The organism is Klebsiella sp. CN_Kp066, from assembly GCF_040065135.1.
GTDB classification, from domain to species: Bacteria; Pseudomonadota; Gammaproteobacteria; order Enterobacterales; family Enterobacteriaceae; genus Klebsiella; species Klebsiella oxytoca.
In genome coordinates, this window is sequence record NZ_JBEAIU010000025.1 from 36,049 (window position 1) to 57,838 (window position 21,790).

Sequence of the window (21,790 nt, forward strand, 5' to 3'; positions counted from 1 at the left end):
GACTAATCAGACAGCTCACACAAGGGGGCTAAAAAATGGTAAAGCTCGCGCGCGGACCAGCATTTATCGTCCCAGCGGCGAACCGGCACCAGCGGCATCAATGCGTTACAGACAACGACCTCGTCGGCTTCGCGTAACGCATCGGGGCGCATGGTGACTTCGACAACGCGAAACGGCGATGGTGCCAGCTTAGCGAGAATGTGCTGACGCATAATGCCGTTGACTCCCGCCCGATCGAGGCGCGGGGTAAAGACGTCAAAGCCTGTACGCCAGAATATGTTCGCGGCACAGCATTCCGTAAGCCACCCTTCGCTGTCAAGGACCAGCGCCTCATCGGCGTCCGTCTGCTCAAGATGAGAACGAATCAGCACCTGCTCAAGGCGATTAAGGTGTTTGAGTCCGGCAAGTAAAGGGTTACATCCCAGCTGAACCGGGCTCAGCGAGACGGAGATCCCTTCTTTACGCCAGCGGTGGTAGTGAGCCGGGTAAGGCGATACGCTGAGGATGCGGCTGGGATTTACGCAGCCTGCGGCGCTATAGCCTCGACCGCCCACTCCGCGCGTGATGATCGCTTTCAGCACGCCATCAGAATGGGGCTGCGCAAGGCGTGCCATCTCCCCTGCCAACAATTCCCAGTCGTTAAAGGGGATAAAGAGCTTTTTGCAGGTCGTTTGTAGCCGAGTCAGGTGTGCGTTGAGGAACTGAACCTTTCCCGCCACAATTCGCGCGGTGGTAAAACAGCCATCGCCAAACTGCACGCCGCGATCGTTCACCGGTAACACATTCGCCCATGCGCCATTCAGTAGATACATTCACCCCCCTCATTATTAATAACGATAAGAGTGCCTTCAGAGGACGCATTATGCAACCATCTGTACAAATCAATAAACCCTTCTGTGCCTACTTGTTTAGTTGCCATAATTAGTGAATTCATAATCCACAAAAACTGATTTTACCTTCCATCAAAGCATTCAGAGAAATAATAAGGATACACATCAAGTAATACTATTCACATGAAAAATCACATAATAAATATTGATTTTTAAAAAAACTACAATCCAGTTTTAGAAAACATAGCTACCCACATCACTAAGAATACCTATAATCAAATTGCCCGAAATTAATATTAAATTCTGTACGATTATTATTTCCCTATCGATGAAATGGAAAAATCATCGTCACTTATCTTTATCAAGGACTCATCAATGAAATTAAAATTAGCTACTATCGCTTTTGTTGCCACCATGGGGATTGCCTCTTCTGCATCAGCACAGGATGGCCAGATTAATTTTACCGGTAAAATAACAGAAACCGGTTGTAAAATTAATGGCGGAGTCACCAGCGCACAGGATGTGAAGCTCGGTGAAGTCTCTAAAACCGCACTGCCGGCTGCTGGCGACACGGCGACGACCACTCGCTTCTCGCTGGTATTGACGGAATGCCCGGAAGACCTGTTGGGTAAGCCGATTAGCGTTAAATATGACGGTACTCCGGATAGCATCAATACCGATTATTTACAGTTGACCGGTGCGGGTAGTGAAAATGTTGCTGAAGGCGTGGCGATTCAGTTACTCAACGACGATACCTCGGCGCTGCCGCTGGGCACGTCTTCCAGACCGGTAACTATTAGCAACAATGCAGCTGAAGAAACCACTCTTAACTTCTTCGCTCGCTATATCGCAACCACAGATACAGTGAAAGCCGGTGATGCTAATGGTACCGTAAACTTCACGCTGACCTACAACTGATCGCCCCTTTCTTCATTTATCACAACCATACAAAAATAAGGCCGGAAACCCGGCTTTATTTTTCGGGATATTGCCAATGAAAAAAAGCTTAGTATTAATTGCCACAACGCTATTAATGATGACAGTATCAGCTCAAGCCGGCGTTATTATCGGTGGAACGCGCGTTATTTATAACGGTGATAAAAAGGAGACTTCAATTAGCGTAAAAAATCCTGACAAATCATCATATCTGATACAATCTTGGAGCGATAGCGGCGAAAAAAACAACGATAAATCACCCTTTATGGTTACTCCACCGCTCTTTCGTCTCGGGCCTGGACAAGAGAACACGCTAAGAATAATTCGCACCGGCGGTAACTTACCTGAGGACCGGGAGTCTCTGTACTGGATGAATATTAAATCTATTCCTTCGACGGAGAAGCAGGATAATGTAAATAGCCTGCAAATAGCCATAAAAACGCGCATCAAGTTAATATATCGCCCCCAGGCGCTTATCAAAATGCCGGAAGATATTGCCGAAAAATTAACCTGGCAGCGTAACGGTAATACTCTGATCGTTAGCAATCCTACAGCGTATTACATGAACTTCAGTACCATCAAAATGGGCAATACTTCGGTAAAAAATGCCGCCTGGGTTGCACCGAAGAGCTCGGTTAGCTTTGCCATTCCTGCCGGCGCGAGCGGCGATGTGGTATGGACGCTGATTACTGATTATGGCTCCGTCGGAAAAGAGCATCGAGCACGTTTATAACGCTAACCAGTGTTAGCACCGAAAGGATATCGGGATGAATGTAGACGCCTACAAAAAGAAAATAACGCTCAGTCGTATCGCCTGCTTTATTGCCTTGCAGTGTGCTTTATCTATTCATAATACCGCATTAGCTCGCGAGTATTTTAATCCTGCCTTTCTCGGGATCGATGGGCCGGGAAAGGATCTGACCGACCTCTCTGCTTTTGAAGAAGGCATCGGCCAGATACCGGGAAACTATCATGTTGACGTTATCGTCAATAAAACATCAGTCGGTCTATATGATATTGACTTTGTAATGCAAAAAGATAGCCAGGGCAACGCTACGCTCCAGCCCTGTCTTAGCCTTGAGGCATTACAAAAATTTGGTATCCGTACACAGTCATTTCCCCAGCTTGCTGACGGTAAAGATTGCGCCAACTTACAGGTTATTCCACAGGCCAATGCGGAATTTGTCTTCGATCGCCAGCAGCTACGTCTATCTATTCCACAAGCTGCATTAAACAACCATGCCCGCGGCTATGTGGCTCCGGAGCGGCTAGACGAAGGAATTAATGCGCTACTGCTGAACTACAACTTTAGCGGCGCCAATACCGAAGCTCGTCAACGCGGCGCAGAAGACTCGAACAGCTATTATCTGAACTTAAGACCCGGTTTTAATATCGGCCCCTGGCGAATCCGCAACTACACGACCTGGAACCGTAACAGCAGCGGTGGGCAAGCACAGGAGAGCTGGGATTCACTCTATACCTATGCACAGCGCAACATCATCGCCCTGAAAAGCCAGCTCACAATTGGCGACAGCACCGCGCCTTCGGACATCTTTGACAGCGTCCCCTTCCGTGGTGCGCAGCTCGCCTCCGATGACGATATGCTTCCCGATAGCCTCCGCGGCTATGCGCCAGTAATTCGCGGTATTGCACGCACTAACGCTCAGGTGATCGTTAAACAGAACGGCTATACCATCTATCAGAGCTATGTCTCTCCGGGAGCGTTTGAGATCGCTGACATGTACCCCACCGGCAGCAGCGGCGATTTTGACGTCACGATTAAAGAAGCTGACGGCAGCGAACAACATCAGAAAATCGCCTTTGCCTCCCTTCCCTTACTGCAGCGTGAAGGCCGGTTGAAATATAGTCTGACCAGCGGCCAGTACCGCCCTTATGACAGCGATATTAATAAAGACACGTTTACGCAAGGGACCGTCATTTACGGTCTACCGGCAGGCTTTACCGTTTATAGCGGCGGTCAGTTCTCTCAACATTACCAGTCCGTCCTTCTGGGTGCAGGTAAAAATTTAGGAATGCTGGGAGCGCTATCGATAGACAGCGCGCAGGCATGGTCAAGAAAACAGGACGAAAGCAAAGAAAGTGGTCAATCATGGCGCATACGCTACAGTAAGAACATTATTGAAACGGGAACCAATTTCTCAATTGCGGGCTATCGATACTCAACCTCGGGCTACTATAGCCTGTCAGAGGTACTGGACACGTGGCGCGATAACGACTGGAAAAGTCAAAACGATCGCCGCCGCAATCGCGCCGAGCTTCAGCTTAACCAGAATATCAGCCAAAACCTGGGTTCGCTCACCCTCAACATGATGAGTGAGGATTACTGGAATAGCGAGCGTAAAATGCGCTCCATCAGCGTGGGATATAGTAACAACTGGGCAGGAGTAACTTACAACCTCAACTATAGCTATAACGAAAACACCACCGATACCGACAATAAAAAAGTTTATGACAAAGATCAGATCTTCTCATTTAACATCAACGTTCCTTTCGATCTCGGGTCAGGTAATAACTACGCTACCTACAGTCTGAACACCAGTAAGCACGGCAGCACCAGCCATAATCTGGGGATGAATGGCTCTACGCTGGCAGACAACAATCTGAACTGGAACATCCAGCAAAGCCAGACAAATCACGGTGAAGGCAATGGTGGTTATGCCAGTCTTGACTATCAGGGCACCTATGCCCGGGTCAATTCGGCGTACAGCTATGACCGCGATCAGCGCCGCGTCAACTATGGTATTGACGGCGGAATCGTCGCCCACGCTCACGGCCTGACGCTCAGTCAGGAGTTAGGCGAAACTGCAGCCCTGGTCGAAGCGCCCGGTGCAGATGGCGTGACGGTAATGAATCAAACAGGGGTAAAAACCGATTATCGCGGCTATACCATTGTTCCGTATGTCTCCCCCTATCGTGAAAGCGTGATTTCCCTGGATACGGCGACGCTACCGGATAATGCCGACGTAGAGCTGACCTCACAAACCGTTACGCCCACTCGTGGAGCCATCGTCCGCACCCACTTTGCGGCTCACGTCGGCAAACGAGTGTTAATGACGCTCATTCGCCGCAGCGGTGACGTCGTCCCCTTTGGCACAATGGTCTCAATCAACGGCGTCGACAAGCCGTCCGGTTCTATCGTCGGCGACGGCGGGCAAGTTTATCTTACCGGCATGCCGACTAACGGTACCGCCACGGCAAAATGGGGGCAAACAGCGTCAGAACAGTGCGAGTTTCTCTGGCAGCTACCTGACGTCGACCCCGCAAGCGGGGTCGCTGAACTAACATCCTCCTGCCAATAGAAAGGAAAAGGCGCCACGAGATGAAAGCAAAACTCTATTTACCCATCGCGGCAATCACTTTCTTTGCCCTCTTCCCCGCGCATGCAGACTATTTTGATGCGGTCAGGGGAAGCGTAATGAACTATAAATTTGGTGATTTCACGCTGCCAGCTAACCCTGGAGAAACGACCTATTGGGAGGAAGCGGGATCGCTGCCGACAACGGTATCGAGGAGTGATACAACCGGCTCTTATATTGCCCTTTCAATTAACGGACCCCTGGTCGGTGACAATATCTACGCGACCAGCAATCCGGGTATTGGCATTCAATATAAAACGAGCGTGGATACACTGACTGATGCGGGTGGAGGCACAGAATCGACTCCGAATAGTCGCTTCAATTTAGGGCAGCAGGTCGCTGCAGATATAAGCACTTACGTCCACGTAAAATACCGACTTGTCAGGCTGACAAATAAGATCCCTGCCGGTAAAATTACCAGCGCACCGCAGGTAACTGCCACTTTTTACAACCCAGATGGAAGGGGTACCGCTGTATTCACTCACGGTATTTATAGCTCAACGATTGCGTCGCAACCTAAAACAACTTCCTGCACGGTAGACGCACCGACGGAAATAAAGCTTCCTGCGCTTTACGGTAATAAGCTGAAAAATGGTGCGCAAACTATTACTGAAGCTCCGACCATCAAATTAATCAACTGTCCCGGCGCGATTGACGGTATTTCTTATAACTTTAGTGCCGTTTACGGCGCGCGCGATGCCTCAAATGGAATACTCAACGCCGTTAATGGCGATGGCTACGCGCAAAACGTTTACATTCAGGTCCAGAATGCCGACGGAACACCCCATACGGTTAATAGCTCAATAGCACTCAGTGATTACGCAGGTTCAGGTGAATATGAAATCCCTGAATTTAAAGTTGCTTATTATATTGAGAATACTGCAAGCGTGACGGCTGGCGAAGTGAAATCCGCTATCGAACTCAAATTAACCTATAACTAAACAAGGAAAGGAAATGAAAATTAAACAAGGACTTTTGGCAACCTTAGTTACCGCCAGCTGCGGATTATTCACGCCTTTAAGCCACGCGGTCAATATCGATATCACGGGAAAAGTTATCGCCTCTCCTTGCGAGGTCAATGGCGGTAATGAAACCCTCTCCATTGATCTGGGAGATTCTATTCGGGCCGGAGATATTTTTGAACCAGGCAGCGGCAGTGAATGGAAAAGCGCAGATCTTGAGCTTGTTTGCCCCCCTTCGGCCAGGTTCTTTAATGTGACCTTCACGGGTACTAGCGATGATGACGATCCGGCTTATTACAAAAATACCGGTACCGCTCAACGCGTCATGGTTGAATTAACCAATACCCTGTCAGAAACCGCTTACAAAAATGGGACCACGCTGGAAAATCTCGAAGTAGGAGGAGTCTACATAATCAACTTGCGCGCCCGTGCCGTCTCTAAATGGAATCCTCTGCCGGGCACTATTTCAGCTCAAGTCCAGGCCACCATCACCTATCCGTAGGATAACTTAAGAGACCGGATATAAATAATGAGACTGCGAATAATAGAGGTTATTTCATGCCTTACGGCTGCGCTCGGGATAATGATGACCGCCGTTCCGGCATTTGCGACAGACATTAATCTGACGGGGACGGTGGTCGCCTCTGCCTGCACGGTAGATACTGCACATTCGCTCAATCAGACCATTACATTCCCGGATTCAAAGACATCTGATTTTACCAGGGCAGGGGATGCCAGCGAGTGGCAGAATTACACCATCGTATTCACCTCTTGCCCACCGTCAACAACGGACATAATTGTTAACTTCTCCGGTACGCCAGATCCATCCAATAAATGTCTGGCAAAAAATGACGGAAGTGCCACAGGTATTGCACTGCAATCGGCCTTTGGCAAAGATGGTGGTTATTTGCAAAATTGCTTTGGTGGAATGACTGGAACTGCTTATGAAACAGGAAGGACCATAGAGTTGTCCTCTCGAATGATTGCCACCTCCGATCGTGTCACCGGAGGGAGTTTTCATTCAACCCTGTTACTTACTGTGACCTACAAATAACATTATGCTGACGCCTTGATAGCGAATGCCTCTGCCCTCTAACGTCAGACATAAAAAAACGGCACGTATAAACGTGCCGTTTTTTATTGACTGCATCGACCGCTAGACGCGCTTGAAAATCAGCGAGCCGTTGGTACCACCGAAGCCAAAGGAGTTACACAGGGTATACTCCATTCCGCTAACCTGGCGCGCTTCGTGCGGAACGAAGTCCAGGTCGCAACCTTCATCCGGGTTATCCAGGTTAATGGTTGGCGGAACGGCCTGATCGCGCAGCGCGAGGATGGAGTAGATAGACTCTACTGCGCCCGCCGCGCCCAGCAGGTGGCCGGTCATGGATTTAGTCGAGCTGACCATTACGCGGCTGGCAGCGTTGCCGAAGACGGATTTCACCGCCTGCGCTTCTGCTTTATCGCCTGCCGGCGTAGAAGTCCCGTGAGCGTTGACGTAGCCAATCTGGCTTGCTTCAATGCCCGCGTCGCGAATAGCGTTAACCATCGCCAGCGCTGCGCCAGCGCCATCTTCCGGCGGTGAAGTCATATGGTAGGCATCGCTGCTCATACCAAAACCGACGATTTCCGCATAGATTTTCGCGCCGCGTTTTTTCGCGTGTTCGTACTCTTCCAGCACGACCATGCCTGCGCCGTCGCCCAGTACGAAACCATCACGCTCTTTATCCCATGGACGGCTTGCCGCCTGCGGGTTGTCATTGCGCGTGGAGAGCGCTCGTGCTGCACCAAAGCCGCCTACGCCCAGAGGGGTACTGGCTTTTTCTGCGCCACCGGCAACCATTGCGTCAGCATCGCCATAAGCGATAACGCGCGCTGCGTGACCAATATTGTGGACGCCAGAGGTGCAGGCGGTCGCGATGGAAATGCTTGGTCCACGCAGACCAAACATGATGGTCAGATGCCCGGCCACCATGTTAACGATTGTGGAAGGAACAAAGAACGGGCTGATCTTACGCGGTCCGCCTTTTACCAGCGAACTGTGGTTTTCTTCGATCAGGCCAAGTCCGCCAATACCGGAACCAATAGCGGCACCGATGCGGGTAGCATTCTCTTCCGTCACTTCAAGGCCAGAATCCTGCATGGCCTGAATGCCAGCGACAATTCCATATTGAATGAAGGCGTCCATCTTGCGCTGTTCTTTACGCGAGATGAAGTCATCACAGTTAAAATCCTTTACTAAGCCAGCAAATTTCGTTGCATAGGCGCTAGTATCGAAATGGTCGATCAGGCTGATGCCACTCTGACCGGCAAGGAGAGCTTTCCAGGTAGACTCTACGGTATTGCCGACAGGAGACAACATGCCCAGTCCGGTCACAACTACACGACGCTTAGACACGGTTGTCCTCCAGGGAGGGAAAATAGATTCTTGTGGGACAAAATATGGATAAAACTCAGGCGGTCGAGTGACCGCCTGGAGATGTTCACTTACGCCTGGTGGCCGTTGATGTAATCAATGGCAGCCTGAACAGTAGTGATTTTCTCAGCTTCTTCGTCCGGAATCTCAGTATCAAACTCTTCTTCCAGAGCCATTACCAGCTCAACGGTGTCAAGAGAATCAGCGCCCAGGTCTTCAACGAAGGAAGCATTGTTGGTAACTTCTTCCTGCTTAACGCCCAGCTGTTCGCCGATAATTTTCTTAACGCGTTCTTCGATAGTGCTCATACTCTTAAATTTCCTATCAAAACTCGCTTTCGCGATGGTTTTCGTAGTGTATAAAATGTTGAAAAATTTGCAACTAAATCCCGGCAGGTCTTACCACGATTTTACGCTATTTTGCGGCTGTTTGCCCTCATAACGCAAATGATTTTGTACAAAACATTACAGAGAACCGCACGGACTGCGCGGTTCCTGAACGTTTTGCGCAAATCTCGGTCAGACCATGTACATTCCGCCGTTGACGTGCAGAGTTTCACCAGTGATGTAACTCGCTTCGTCAGAGGCTAAAAATGCCACCGCGCTGGCGATTTCATTTGGAGAGCCAAGGCGCCCCGCAGGAACTGCCGCCAGCGTACCCGCACGCTGCTCATCGGTCAGCGCACGCGTCATGTCCGTTTCAATAAAGCCCGGAGCAACAACGTTTACAGTAATACCGCGGGACGCAACTTCGCGAGCCAGTGATTTACTGAAGCCAATCAGACCCGCTTTCGCCGCAGCGTAGTTGGCCTGACCCGCATTTCCCATGGTACCAACCACAGAACCGATAGTGATAATACGTCCATGACGCTTTTTCATCATAGCGCGCATTACCGCTTTTGACAGACGGAAAACAGATGACAGGTTGGTTTCGATAATATCGTTCCACTCGTCATCTTTCATGCGCATTAACAGGTTATCACGAGTAATCCCGGCATTGTTCACCAGGATATCAACTTCACCAAATTCTGCGCGAATATTTCCCAGAACAGATTCGATAGATGCAGGATCGGTCACATTCAGCAGCATGCCTTTCCCGTTAGCACCTAAATAATCGCTAATCGCCTGCGCGCCGCTTTCGCTGGTCGCAGTACCGATAACTTTTGCCCCACGGGCAACGAGCGTCTCAGCGATTGCGCGGCCAATCCCGCGACTTGCACCGGTAACCAGCGCGATTTTTCCTTCAAAACTCATGGTTTTCCTCTTTTATTGCTCAAGCGCCGCAGACATAGCTGCCGGCTCGTTAAGCGCGGAAGCGGTCAGGGTGTCAACAATACGTTTAGTCAGACCGGTGAGGACTTTACCCGGGCCAACTTCATACAGATGCTCTACGCCCTGTGATGCCATAAATTCAACGGTTTTGGTCCACTGAACCGGGCTATACAGCTGACGGACAAGGGCATCGCGAATAGCTTCAGGCGTCGTTTCACTTTTCACGTCAACGTTATTCACGACTGGAATAGCTGGCGCGTTGAAGGTTATTTTTTGCAGCTCAACGGCCAGTTTCTCCGCTGCGGGCTTCATCAGCGCGCAGTGGGATGGGACGCTGACCGGCAGCGGCAGAGCACGTTTAGCGCCTGCAGCCTTACAGGCCGCCCCTGCGCGTTCTACGGCCTCTTTATTACCGGCAATAACGACCTGACCCGGCGAGTTAAAGTTCACCGGAGAAACCACCTGCCCTTCGGCAGACTCTTCGCAGGCTTTCGCAATCGCAGCATCGTCAAGACCGATGATCGCAGACATCGCCCCGGTACCTTCCGGAACCGCTTCCTGCATGAACTTACCGCGCAGTTCAACAAGGCGAACGGCGTCGGAAAAATTGATAACGCCCGCGCATACCAGCGCTGAATATTCGCCAAGGCTATGGCCAGCCAGCATCATCGGCGCTTTTCCGCCCTGCTGCTGCCAGACGCGATAGAGCGCAACGGAAGCGGTCAGCAGCGCCGGTTGGGTCTGCCAGGTTTTATTTAATTCTTCCGCCGGGCCCTGCTGTGCAAGCGCCCACAGATCGTAACCCAACGCCGCAGAGGCTTCACGGAACGTCTCTTCGATTACCGGGTAAGCGGCCGCCATATCTGACAGCATCCCGACACTCTGAGAGCCCTGTCCCGGGAAAACAAAAGCAAATTGCGTCATGTTTAAATCCTTATCCTAAAAACGAACCAGCGCGGAACCCCAGGTGAAACCGCCACCAAAGGCTTCCAGCAGAATAAGCTGACCACGTTGAATGCGGCCATCGCGCACGGCTTCATCCAGCGCACAAGGCACAGAAGCGGCTGAAGTATTACCGTGCCTGTCGAGCGTGACGACGACGTTGTCCATCGACATGCCCAGCTTCTTCGCCGTGGCGCTGATAATACGCAGGTTAGCCTGATGTGGTACCAGCCAGTCCAGCGACGAACGCTCGAGATTATTCGCAGCTAAAGTTTCATCGACGATATGAGCCAGCTCGGTCACGGCCACTTTAAAGACTTCGTTGCCCGCCATGGTCAGGAAGATCGGGTTTTCCGGATCGACGCGATCGGCGTTCGGTAGCGTCAGCAGTTCGCCGTAGCTCCCATCCGCATGCAGATGCGTAGAGATAATACCCGGCTCTTCGGAAGCCCCCAGCACCACGGCACCTGCGCCGTCGCCGAAAATGATAATGGTTCCGCGATCGGCAGGATCGCAGGTACGCGCCAGAACATCAGCGCCGATCACCAGCGCGTAATCGACCGCGCCGTTTTTCACGTATTGATCGGCAACGCTGAGCGCGTAGGTGAAACCCGCGCAGGCCGCAGCGACGTCGAAGGCCGGGCAACCTTTAATACCCAGCATTGATTGAATCTGGCAAGCCGAGCTGGGAAACGCATGGGTACCGGAGGTGGTCGCAACAATAATCAGACCAATTTGCTCCGGCTTTACGCCCGCCATATCCAGCGCATGCTTAGCGGCTTCAAGGCCCATGGTAGCAACTGTTTCGTTCGGCGCGGCAATACGACGCTCACGGATACCGGTACGAGTGACAATCCACTCGTCTGACGTATCGACCATATTTTCCAGTTCAGCGTTCGTACGCACGTGCTCAGGCAGATAGCTGCCGGTACCAATAATCTTCGTATACATGTACGCTCAGTCACTCTTGGGTAATATACCTGGTTAACTCAAACTGCGAGGCGTCAGTCGTTTCCGGTCACCGGGCTTTGAGGCCTGGCGTTCCCGCTTCTGCCGTCCTCAGGCAATTCGAAACCTGCAGGGTATAAAGATTCCAGGCGAGCGGCAATTCGCTGAGGAATCTGCCGCTGCACAGCCTGCACTGCCTGCTCTATCGCCACGCAAAAAGCGCGCTGATTGGCAGCCCCATGACTTTTGATCACGGAACCGCGTAATCCTAACAGACAGGCACCATTATACTGGTCGGGGTTGAGGTGACTGAATCGCCTCGACAGGCTTTTTTGTAACCAACGCTTTAATAAAAGCAGCCACCACGACCTTTTTTTCCCCTCTCCCTGTGATTTCAACAGTGAAAGGAACATTCTGACAACACCTTCCATCGTTTTTAATGTGACGTTGCCCGTGAATCCATCACAAACCAACACATCCGTTTTCCCCGTCAACAACTCGTTGGCTTCCAGATACCCAATATAGTTGAGGGTTGGCAAAGTTTTCAAAACGGCCGCCGCGTCGCGAATGCTGCTGAGACCTTTCATCTCTTCTTCGCCGATATTCAGAAGCGCAACGCGGGGATCCTTAATACCAATAACTTCTTCCGCAAGGACCGCCCCCATGACGGCAAACTGCACCAGCATAGTGCTATCGCAATCCACGTTGGCGCCTAAATCCAGCACCACCGTTTTGCCCTTCAGCTGGTGCGGCAGCATGGTAACCAGCGCAGGGCGCTCAATCCCCTCAATGGGTTTGAGCAACAGCTTCGCCAGCCCCATTAGCGCTCCGGTATTACCCGCGCTGACGCAGGCCTGCGCCCGCCCTTCTTTTACTAACTCCAGCGCAATGCGCATTGAGCTACCGCGGCTGGCGCGAATCGCTTGCGCGGGCCGGGCATCACTGGCAATAACTGACTGCGCAGGGATAACCTGCAGACGTGAACGTTGTTCAAAATCAGCTTTGGCAAGTAATGGCGCGATAGTGTCGGGATCGCCGACTAAAAGAAGTGTGAGTTGTGAATTAGAGTTCAGTGCCTGCAATGCTGCAGGCACTGTCACGGAAGGGCCAAAATCCCCGCCCATGACATCTAACGCCAGGGTTAGACGTGTCAAGGTATCGTCGCTGCTCGGTTCGGTTATTCCCCAGTTACCCGGGGAGATCCTCACTAAGCTTCATCACGCTTTTACTCTTCGTCTTTCGCGCTGCAAGTGCGTTGACTGCGCTCGTTCACACCAGTCACATAGTGAGCTATGCTCCCGGCGCTTCTCTCGCTTGCGTCTTCTTGCAACGCGAAATCCATGGAGTAATGCGTGATTACTTAGCGATAACCTTGCGACCGCGGTAGAAACCGTCGGCAGTGATGTGGTGACGCAGGTGTTTTTCACCAGAAGCTTTGTCTACAGACAGGCTGGTGACTGCGGTCAGAGCGTCATGGGAACGACGCATGCCACGTTTGGAACGGGTTGGTTTATTCTGTTGTACGGCCATGGACCTTACTCCTCAATTACTTATGCTTTAAGCTGGCTAATACGGCAAATGGATTTGGTTTTTGTGCCTCTTCAGGCAGTTCACCAAAGACCATGTCCGCGTCGGACACTTCACAGTGTTCAGAATCATGCACCGGAACTACAGGCAAGGAGAGGATAATTTCATCTTCAACCAGCGCCAGCAGATCGATTTCACCGAATTCGTTAACCTCAATCGGCTCATACGCTTCCGGCAGTGCCTCGGCCTGTTCGTCATTTCTGACGGGGCTGAAACAATACGTTGTGTGAACATGATGGGGGAACGGTTTCCCGCAACGCTGACATTCGAGGGTTACCGACACCGTCGCATCGCCGCTTAAAACGGCAAGACGCTGGTTATCAATAGCGAACGACATGCTGCATTCCACATCGCTGTCCACGCTGACAACAGAATCAGCGACGCGCACAGCCTGATCACGGGTATAGATACCTTGGTAATCTAAGCGCTTTTGAGCCGTGCGAACCGGATCGAGAGTCAGGGGTAATTTTACCTTTTGCATAGGGCGCGCATATTAACTTTGTAACGTCATAGAGTCAAAGAAAAAGGCAGCCTCAGGTTGCCTTTTGCCATTTATTCGCACACATTGCGGCGCATAGTTTAAAATGATGCTCTGCGAAGCGCTATATGTGGATGAAAAAATATGTCTGAACTGATCCTCGCGTCAACCTCGCCCTGGCGGCGAATGCTGCTGGAAAAGCTGTCGGTGCCTTTTGAATGCGCGGCGCCGGACGTAGATGAAACCCCGCTGCCCGGCGAGCCCGCCCGCCAGCTGGTGATGCGTCTGGCGCAGGCAAAAGCGCAGGCCCTCGCCGCACGCTATCCGCAGCACCTCATTATAGGCTCCGATCAGGTTTGTGTCCTGGACGGTGAAATTACCGGCAAACCGCATACCGAAGAGAACGCCCATCGCCAGTTGAGAAAGGCCAGCGGCACCATCGTCACGTTCTACACCGGCCTCGCGCTATATAACTCTGCCAGGGGTCATCTACAAACTGAATGTGAACCCTTTGACGTCCACTTCCGCCATTTAAGCGATCGGGAAATTGAAAGCTATATCCGCAAAGAAAATCCGCTGCAGTGCGCCGGCAGTTTCAAAAGCGAAGGATTAGGCATCACGCTGTTCGAGAGACTCGAGGGCCGCGATCCTAACGCGCTGGTCGGTTTACCGCTCATCGCGTTATGTCAAATGCTGCGCCGGGAAGGATTCAATCCCCTGCTCACCTGAACATAATGACGCATGGCATCGGAGAGGGTGTGTTTTTCCCGATGCCATAACGCCGTTTATCAATAACTTAAGTCACAGATCCATCCGCGTCGAGTTTGTTTAACGCCACGCAGCAGTTCAACGCGTACTCCCCCACAACAGTAATGCCTTACCTGTCACAGTTTATTTTTGCCGCACCATTAAAATAATAAAACAACGTTTTATTTTAAAAATGGAGCCACTATGCCTTTTCGCGCTACGCTTTTGACCCTCACCCTGCTGGCCGCCGCCAGCGTCAACGCGAGCGACTGGCAGCGCCAGGGCGTCGTAGAAGGCAATTTACCCGCCTCCTGGCAACAGTTGAAAGCGCAGATGACGTATCCGGACTCGTGGCTCTCTGGAAAGTATCGTCATTTCGATCAATGGCGAGAGCACGCCCGCACGCTGCTTCGGCAATCCCTGCTAACGCCGACATCAGCAAGCCCGTTCACCCCACAAACGCTGATGAGCGAAGATCGGGGCACCTATCGCGCCGAGAAACTGGCATTTAACGTCACAGATGAAAACCGGATTGCCGCTCTGATGTTAACGCCCAAATCAGCAGGCCCTCACCCGGCCATTGTCCTGCTGCACGACCATGGCTCAAAATTTGACATAGGCAAGGAGAAACTGATTCGTCCTTTGCGGGATGCCGCACGCCTGGCCAGCGCCGAGGCATGGGCAGATAAATTTTTCAGCGGTCGGTTCATCGGCGATGAGCTGGCGCAGCGCGGGTATGTTGTCATCGCCATTGATAGCCCGGGCTGGGGGGATCGCGGCCCCATGACCTACGAGCAGCAGCAGGCGCTGGCCAGTAACTATTTTAACCTTGGGCGCTCGCTGGCAGGGGAAGTCGCCTATGAAGATCTGCGAACCGTGGATTTCGTCAGTACGTTAAAAGAGGTTGATAATAAACGCATCGGGGTACTGGGTTTTTCAATGGGCGGTTTTCGCGCCTGGCAACTGGCCGCCCTGTCTGACAAAGTCGCCGCCACTGCCGCGATCTCCTGGTTCGGTACCTGGAACGGCCTGATGCAGCCAGGCAACAACGTTCTGCGCGGTCAATCGGCGTTTTATATGCTTCATCCGGGCCTGGCCGGACATCTTGATATTCCCGACATCGCCAGCATTGCAGCGCCCAGGCCGATGCTGATTTATAGCGGAGGGCAGGATAAGCTGTTTCCCGCTGCAGCCGTTAATGACGCCTTCGCTAAGGTGCATAACGTATGGGCGTCACAGAACGCGCAGGATAAGCTGGAGACCAGAACGTGGCCGGAACTGGGCCACGTCTTTTATCAAGAACAGCAGGATGAAGTGTTCCCCTGGCTTGATAAGTGGCTCAAGCCCTGAGCAAGTCCGTATCACTTCGTGTTACGTAAAACCTGCAGGCAACGCTTAAGCTGGTTATCTAAAGGCGCTTCAACACGCATCACTTCCCCTGTCCCCGGATGCGTAAACTTCAGCGCCGCCGCATGCAGGAACAGCCGGTTAAGGCCGGTGCCTGACAGCTGCTTATCGAATTCCCGGTCGCCGTAGCGATCATCAAAAGCGATAGGGTGACCGGCATATTGGGTATGCACGCGGATTTGATGGGTACGGCCGGTTACCGGGCTGCAGCGCACCAGGGTCGCATGGGGATAACGCTCTTCGACTTTAAAACGCGTTTCCGACGGTTTCCCCTCCTGGTTAACCCGCACGATGCGTTCACCGCTCTGCAGAATATTCTTCAGCAGCGGAGCCTGCACCACTTTAGTGTGGGACTGCCACTGCCCGCGCACCAGCGCCAGGTAGTCTTTTTGCATTCCTTTGTCGCGCAGCTGCTCGTGCAGGGAACGCAGCGCGGAACGCTTTTTGGCGACCAACAGAACGCCAGAGGTATCGCGATCGAGGCGATGCACCAGCTCAAGGAAGCGCGCTTCCGGGCGCAGCGCGCGCAGACCTTCAATCACGCCGAAGCTCAACCCGCTGCCGCCGTGTACCGCTGTCCCGGAAGGTTTATTAAGCACCAGAATATGATCGTCTTCATATAAAATCACATCGGCCAGCGCAGCAACTTTCTGCAGGTGGGGAGAGACCGCCTCTTCTTCTTTCTCCGCGACGCGGACCGGCGGAATGCGCACTTCGTCGCCGGCTTCCAGCTTATACTCAGGCTTGACGCGCTTTTTATTGACCCGCACCTCGCCTTTTCGCAAGATGCGATAAATCATGCTCTTTGGTACGCCCTTCAGCTGCGTACGCAAAAAGTTGTCGATACGTTGCCCTGCTTCATCATCAGCAATGGCAACCATTTTTACGCTTGGGATCTCAGTTTTCATGGTGCGCGATTCTAAATAGCCCGACGAATTAGCGCCACTCATTTTTATATGCTTATATTTATTATCATCCGGTTTTCGCCGCATGCTTCATCATCGTTTTGTTTGTTATTAGAACAATCCGTATACGCGGGTGAAAAAACTGTGGGTAACCGGGTGATAAAAGGTGAAAGTCAACTTGCTATAACGAGCTTAGCAATGGAATAATGATGCCGTTTTCCGTGCTGAAACTTGTTAGAACAAGAAATTAGCGGAATGACCAATTTTGTCTGACCGATCATCAACGCAGCAATGGCGTAAGACGTATTGATCTTTCAGACAGTTAGCGGGCTGCGGGTTGCAGTCCTTACCGGTACAGGCTCTATGGATTTCACGTCGCAGGAAGGCGTTCACACTGGGATATCCCGGCGCTCATTTCGATCAAATGATTAGAATGAACAGGTTAAGCCGCCACGCCTGCTGCTTGAAAAACGATGGGTATAAATGGAATCTTCTCTGGTGATACATCCCAGGCAGTTCCCCTGATAATTGCGCTGTGTTTCCGTTTGAAATACAGGCGACCGACACTCTGCGCCTCTTAAGCGCGCGACAACCGTGAGGTTGGCGACGTGAAACAGACACGAGGCCATCGGTTTCCCCCGGTAAGGCGTTACTCTGCCCGTAGCTTAGTCGTCAATGTAAGAATAATGAGTAAGTTACGATGAAAAGAATGTTAATCAACGCAACTCAGCAGGAAGAGTTGCGCGTCGCCCTTGTTGATGGGCAGCGCCTGTACGACCTGGATATCGAAAGCCCCGGGCACGAACAGAAAAAAGCGAACATCTACAAAGGCAAAATCACTCGTATTGAACCTAGCCTCGAAGCCGCGTTTGTTGATTATGGCGCCGAGCGTCATGGTTTCCTCCCTCTTAAAGAAATTGCCCGCGAATACTTCCCTGCCAACTACAGTTCCCACGGCCGCCCTAACATCAAGGACGTGCTGCGTGAAGGTCAGGAAGTGATTGTGCAGATTGATAAAGAAGAGCGCGGCAATAAAGGCGCCGCGCTGACCACCTTTATCAGCCTGGCGGGCAGCTACCTGGTACTGATGCCGAATAACCCACGCGCTGGCGGTATTTCACGCCGTATCGAGGGTGACGATCGTACCGAGCTGAAAGAAGCGCTGGCCAGCCTTGAGCTGCCGGATGGCATGGGACTTATCGTTCGCACCGCTGGCGTCGGCAAATCCGCCGAAGCGCTGCAGTGGGATTTAAGCTTCCGCCTGAAGCACTGGGAAGCCATCCAGAAAGCCGCAGAAAGCCGCCCTGCTCCGTTCCTGATCCATCAGGAAAGCAACGTGATTGTGCGCGCTTTCCGCGACTATCTGCGTCAGGATATCGGCGAAATTCTTATCGACAACCCGAAAGTGCTTGAGCTGGCGCGCCAGCATATCGCGGCTCTTGGGCGTCCGGATTTCAGCAGCAAAATCAAGCTGTACACCGGTGAAATTCCGCTGTTCAGCCACTACCAAATCGAGTCGCAGATTGAATCCGCTTTCCAGCGTGAAGTGCGCCTGCCTTCCGGCGGTTCTATCGTAATCGACAGCACCGAAGCGCTCACCGCTATCGATATCAACTCCGCCCGTGCTACCCGCGGCGGCGACATCGAAGAAACGGCGTTTAACACCAACCTCGAAGCGGCCGATGAAATTGCTCGCCAGCTGCGCCTGCGCGACCTCGGCGGTCTGATCGTTATCGACTTCATCGATATGACCCCGGTACGTCACCAGCGTGCGGTAGAAAACCGCCTGCGCGAAGCCGTACGCCAGGACAGAGCGCGCATCCAGATCAGCCACATTTCACGCTTTGGTCTGCTGGAGATGTCGCGTCAGCGTCTGAGCCCGTCGCTTGGCGAGTCCAGCCATCACGTCTGCCCGCGCTGTAGCGGAACGGGTACCGTACGCGATAACGAATCGCTGTCGCTTTCCATTCTGCGCTTGATCGAAGAAGAAGCGCTGAAAGAGAACACTAAAGAAGTCCACGCTATCGTTCCGGTGCCGATTGCTTCGTACCTCCTGAACGAAAAACGTGCTGCAGTAAGCGCCATTGAAACCCGCCAGGCCGATGTACGCGTCATCATCGTGCCAAACGATCAGATGGAAACGCCGCACTACTCCGTTCTGCGCGTACGTAAGGGTGAAGAGACCTCCACGCTGAGCTATCTGCTGCCGAAACTGCACGAAGAAGAGATGGCTATGCCTTCTGATGAAGAGCCGGCCGAGCGTAAACTTCCGGAGCAACCGGCGCTGGCCGCTTTTGTCATGCCTGATGCCCCACCAGCGCCGGCTCAGCAAGAGCCTGCTAAAGCTACGGTTGCCGTCGGAACACCAGCCGCTTCCGCACCTGAGTCGGCAGTGCCAGCGCAGCCGGGTCTGGTTGCACGCTTCTTCAGCGCCCTGAAAAATATTTTCTCCGGCGCAGAAGAAACTAAGCCGACAGAAGTCCAGGTTGAGAAAAAAGCGGAGGAGAAATCCGAGCGCCAGCAGGAACGTCGCAAACCGCGCGCCAACAACCGCCGCGATCGCAACGACCGCCGCGATAATCGTGACAACCGCGACAATCGTGCCGAGAATAGCGAAGTTCGTGAATCTCGCGAAGAAAACCGCCGTAACCGCCGCGAGAAGCAGCAGAACGTCGAACCTCGCGAAATCCGCCAGACAACGGCAGAAGATAGCGACAAGGGCAAAGCTCGCGACGATCAACCGCCGCGCCGTGAACGCAATCGCCGTCGTAACGACGATAAGCGTCAGGTTCAGCAGGAAGCTAAAGCGCAAACTCGTGAAGAACCGGTCGTACAGGATAGCGAGCAGGAAGAACGCGTGCAGACCATGCCGCGCCGCAAGCCGCGCCAGCTGTCGCAGAAGGTACGTATTGAATCTGCTGCCGCTGAGCAGGTTGTCGAGCCGGTAGCCGCGCCTCAGGTCATCGAAGCGCCAGCCGTCCAACCCGAAGCCGCAGCTCCGCGCACGGAACTGGCGAAAGTCGACCTGCCGGCGGTTGTTGAAACCGCTGCGGAACATGACGATACCGGCGAAGCACGCGAAGCTAACGGTATGCCGCGTCGTTCGCGCCGTTCCCCTCGTCACCTGCGCGTAAGCGGCCAACGCCGTCGTCGCTACCGTGATGAGCGTTACCCGACGCAATCCCCGATGCCGCTGACCGTAGCCTGCGCATCGCCGGAAATGGCATCTGGTAAAGTGTGGATCCGTTACCCTGTCGTTCGCCCGCAGGACCAGCAGCAAGAAGAAGCGCAGGTACAGGAGTTCGCTACCACCGCGGTTGACCCCGTTATCACCCCTGCGGCCGCCGTTGAACCGGCTGTCTCTGAAGTGGTTGCCCCGGAGGTAGTTGAAGAGCGCGTTGTTGAGCCGGTCGTCATCTCTGAGCCTGTGGCGATGATGAACGAACCTGAAGCTCCGGTTGTCGAAACCACGCACCCGGAAGCTATCGCCGCACCGGTTGATGAACAGCCGCAGCTGATTGCCGAGGCTGATGAAACCGTCGCCGAAGAGGTTGTCGCAGAAGCCGTCGACGTCGTGGCGAAAGAGGCTGTCGAGCCGGAAGCAGCGGTCGCTGAACCTGCTGCGGTTGAAGAAGCCGCGGCCGCTGTTGAAGAAGCGCCTGTCGTCTCCGAACCGGTGGTTGAGCCGGCACCGGCGGCAGAGCCGGTAGTGAAGACTCAACCTGTTGTCACGACTGTGCCGGTCGTTAAGGTCGCCAATCGTCACGCCACCGCGCCGATGACCCGCGCGCCTGCGCCAGACTACGTCCCTGAAGCGCCTCGTCAAAGCGACTGGGTTCGCCCGAGCTTTGATTTTGACGGTAAGGGCGCTGCTGGTGGCCATAGCGCGACCCATAAAGCCGCTGCCGGGCCTACCCGTCCGCAGCCCGTAGAGTAACGCCTACCAGACCGGCCCCAGCGGCCGGTCTTTTTTTATTCCCCTTCCGGTCGCTGCATCCCCGCAATCTGCGGCATAACCTCGCGCATCAAATCGAGAAACTTACGCAACCGCGTCGGATAATAGCGTGCCCAGGGATAGACAAGATGTACCGGCAGCGGTGAGGCACGCCACTGTGGGAATAGCTCCACCAGCCGCCCGGCGGCAATATCCTCCGCTACCGCCCAGCTCGAAACAATCGCCGCGCCCAGCCCCGCCAGCGCGGTATTGCGGGCGACATGTACGCTGTCGGTACTCAGGCACGGAGCAATGCTAAAGGTTATAAGCTGCTCATCCACCTCTGATTGCAGCATCACCTCATGCTGATAGAACGTGCTGATGGCTATCCAGGGCAGCAGCGACATCTCCTGCGGCTCGGTTAACGCCGGATAGTTCGCCAGCAGCGACGGCGATGCCACTACGCTGCGCGGCACCTCGGCCAGCAGGACCGACACCGTAGCCGGATCCACCTCAGCCCCCACGCGAATCGCGCAGTCGATGCCATCGCTCAGGAAATCCACGGTTTTATCATTCAGCATCCATTCGACCGAGAGCTGGGGATAGCGCTGCAGAAAGTCCACCAGCGGCCCCAGCAGCTGCTGCTGACCAAACGCATGCGGCGCCCGTACCCTTAATATCCCCACCGGACGGTCATCGGTGATGCGCAGGTCGTCTTCCAGCGCCAGCCACGCATCGACGATCTGTCGGGCATGCTGGTAACAGCGCTCGCCGTCATCGGTCAGCTTCATCGCATGGGTGGTACGCAGGATCAGCTTTGCGCCGAGCAGCCCTTCCAGCGACTGGAGTCGTCGACTTACCGTCGCCTGGGTCGTGTTCATCTGGACCGCCGCAGCGGAGAGAGACCCGGCTTCGACAATCCGAATGAATGTACGCATCAGTTCAATACGATCTATACGCTCCTGCTTCTTCATTTTTCTTGTGCCTATACGTTTAGCGTATAACCGTTTTACCACCGGGCTATCTACCGCGCCAGCCTCATTACGGGAA

General features: G+C 53.2%; 20 protein-coding genes. 9 read left to right on the forward strand and 11 right to left on the reverse strand.

All coding sequences use genetic code 11. The features are described from left to right. Positions 1–2: 2 nt before the first annotated feature. Positions 3–812 (reverse strand): aminodeoxychorismate lyase, encoded by an 810-nt coding sequence (gene pabC / locus ABLV75_RS06600; protein ID WP_004101097.1) that lies wholly within the window; start codon positions 810–812, stop codon positions 3–5. Positions 813–1,205: 393 nt separating this feature from the next. Here pabC and ABLV75_RS06605 point away from each other — a divergent pair, with 393 nt between their 5' ends. The 6 genes from ABLV75_RS06605 (at position 1,206) to ABLV75_RS06630 (ending at position 7,159) form a co-directional block, all read left to right on the forward strand. Then, complete coding sequence (locus ABLV75_RS06605) at positions 1,206–1,748, forward strand: fimbrial protein (RefSeq protein ID WP_004101095.1); 543 nt, start codon at positions 1,206–1,208, stop codon at positions 1,746–1,748. A gap of 76 nt (positions 1,749–1,824) precedes the next feature. Beyond that, positions 1,825–2,499, forward strand: a complete 675-nt coding sequence (locus ABLV75_RS06610; RefSeq protein WP_004101093.1) for a molecular chaperone — start codon at positions 1,825–1,827, stop codon at positions 2,497–2,499. A 34-nt stretch (positions 2,500–2,533) separates the two neighbouring features. Then, complete coding sequence (locus ABLV75_RS06615) at positions 2,534–5,086, forward strand: fimbria/pilus outer membrane usher protein (protein ID WP_004101092.1); 2,553 nt, start codon at positions 2,534–2,536, stop codon at positions 5,084–5,086. A 20-nt stretch (positions 5,087–5,106) separates the two neighbouring features. Then, the gene (locus ABLV75_RS06620) at positions 5,107–6,084 is read left to right on the forward strand and encodes a fimbrial protein (RefSeq protein WP_004101090.1); all 978 of its coding nucleotides are present in this window, start codon (positions 5,107–5,109) and stop codon (positions 6,082–6,084) included. Between the two features lie 13 nt (positions 6,085–6,097). Then, on the forward strand, positions 6,098–6,607 hold the full coding sequence (locus ABLV75_RS06625; protein ID WP_004101088.1) for a fimbrial protein: 510 nt from the start codon (positions 6,098–6,100) through the stop codon (positions 6,605–6,607). An 81-nt stretch (positions 6,608–6,688) separates the two neighbouring features. Beyond that, positions 6,689–7,159 carry a fimbrial protein gene (locus ABLV75_RS06630; RefSeq protein ID WP_224226998.1) on the forward strand — a complete coding sequence of 157 codons (471 nt, stop codon included), beginning with the start codon at positions 6,689–6,691 and terminating at the stop codon, positions 7,157–7,159. Between the two features lie 102 nt (positions 7,160–7,261). Here ABLV75_RS06630 and fabF read toward each other — a convergent pair whose 3' ends face one another. The 8 genes from fabF to yceD all read right to left on the reverse strand — a co-directional run bounded on the left by fabF (position 7,262) and on the right by yceD (position 13,750). Further along, a complete protein-coding gene (fabF, locus tag ABLV75_RS06635; protein ID WP_142477916.1) occupies positions 7,262–8,503 on the reverse strand; it encodes a beta-ketoacyl-ACP synthase II in 1,242 nt (413 codons plus the stop codon). Between the two features lie 89 nt (positions 8,504–8,592). Beyond that, the gene (acpP, locus tag ABLV75_RS06640; protein WP_000103754.1) at positions 8,593–8,829 is read right to left on the reverse strand and encodes an acyl carrier protein; all 237 of its coding nucleotides are present in this window, start codon (positions 8,827–8,829) and stop codon (positions 8,593–8,595) included. Between the two features lie 210 nt (positions 8,830–9,039). Then, a complete protein-coding gene (gene fabG, locus ABLV75_RS06645) occupies positions 9,040–9,774 on the reverse strand; it encodes a 3-oxoacyl-ACP reductase FabG (protein ID WP_004101082.1) in 735 nt (244 codons plus the stop codon). Positions 9,775–9,786: 12 nt separating this feature from the next. After that, positions 9,787–10,716, reverse strand: coding sequence for an ACP S-malonyltransferase (gene fabD, locus ABLV75_RS06650; RefSeq protein ID WP_004112164.1), 930 nt, complete (start codon positions 10,714–10,716; stop codon positions 9,787–9,789). Positions 10,717–10,731: 15 nt separating this feature from the next. Then, the gene (locus ABLV75_RS06655; RefSeq protein ID WP_004101080.1) at positions 10,732–11,685 is read right to left on the reverse strand and encodes a beta-ketoacyl-ACP synthase III; all 954 of its coding nucleotides are present in this window, start codon (positions 11,683–11,685) and stop codon (positions 10,732–10,734) included. A gap of 53 nt (positions 11,686–11,738) precedes the next feature. Then, positions 11,739–12,836 (reverse strand): phosphate acyltransferase PlsX, encoded by a 1,098-nt coding sequence (gene plsX / locus ABLV75_RS06660; protein ID WP_024274027.1) that lies wholly within the window; start codon positions 12,834–12,836, stop codon positions 11,739–11,741. A gap of 202 nt (positions 12,837–13,038) precedes the next feature. Continuing rightward, on the reverse strand, positions 13,039–13,212 hold the full coding sequence (rpmF, locus tag ABLV75_RS06665) for a 50S ribosomal protein L32 (RefSeq protein WP_004101077.1): 174 nt from the start codon (positions 13,210–13,212) through the stop codon (positions 13,039–13,041). A 16-nt stretch (positions 13,213–13,228) separates the two neighbouring features. After that, positions 13,229–13,750 carry a 23S rRNA accumulation protein YceD gene (gene yceD / locus ABLV75_RS06670; RefSeq protein WP_004101075.1) on the reverse strand — a complete coding sequence of 174 codons (522 nt, stop codon included), beginning with the start codon at positions 13,748–13,750 and terminating at the stop codon, positions 13,229–13,231. A 141-nt stretch (positions 13,751–13,891) separates the two neighbouring features. On the opposite strand from yceD, the gene ABLV75_RS06675 reads away from it, so the two are divergent. Next, positions 13,892–14,476: a nucleoside triphosphate pyrophosphatase gene (locus ABLV75_RS06675; protein ID WP_004101073.1), complete on the forward strand. Its 585-nt coding sequence runs from the start codon at positions 13,892–13,894 to the stop codon at positions 14,474–14,476. A gap of 222 nt (positions 14,477–14,698) precedes the next feature. Further along, entirely contained in the window at positions 14,699–15,844 is a 1,146-nt protein-coding gene (locus ABLV75_RS06680; RefSeq protein ID WP_004101071.1) for an alpha/beta fold hydrolase, read from the forward strand. Between the two features lie 11 nt (positions 15,845–15,855). Here ABLV75_RS06680 and rluC read toward each other — a convergent pair whose 3' ends face one another. Continuing rightward, a complete protein-coding gene (gene rluC, locus ABLV75_RS06685) occupies positions 15,856–16,809 on the reverse strand; it encodes a 23S rRNA pseudouridine(955/2504/2580) synthase RluC (RefSeq protein WP_098992436.1) in 954 nt (317 codons plus the stop codon). Positions 16,810–17,506: 697 nt separating this feature from the next. On the opposite strand from rluC, the gene rne reads away from it, so the two are divergent. Continuing rightward, positions 17,507–20,743: a ribonuclease E gene (gene rne, locus ABLV75_RS06690; protein WP_004101061.1), complete on the forward strand. Its 3,237-nt coding sequence runs from the start codon at positions 17,507–17,509 to the stop codon at positions 20,741–20,743. A 35-nt stretch (positions 20,744–20,778) separates the two neighbouring features. On the opposite strand, the gene ABLV75_RS06695 is transcribed toward rne, so the two are convergent. Beyond that, positions 20,779–21,714, reverse strand: a complete 936-nt coding sequence (locus tag ABLV75_RS06695) for a LysR family transcriptional regulator (protein ID WP_004101060.1) — start codon at positions 21,712–21,714, stop codon at positions 20,779–20,781. Between the last annotated feature and the right edge of the window lie 76 nt (positions 21,715–21,790).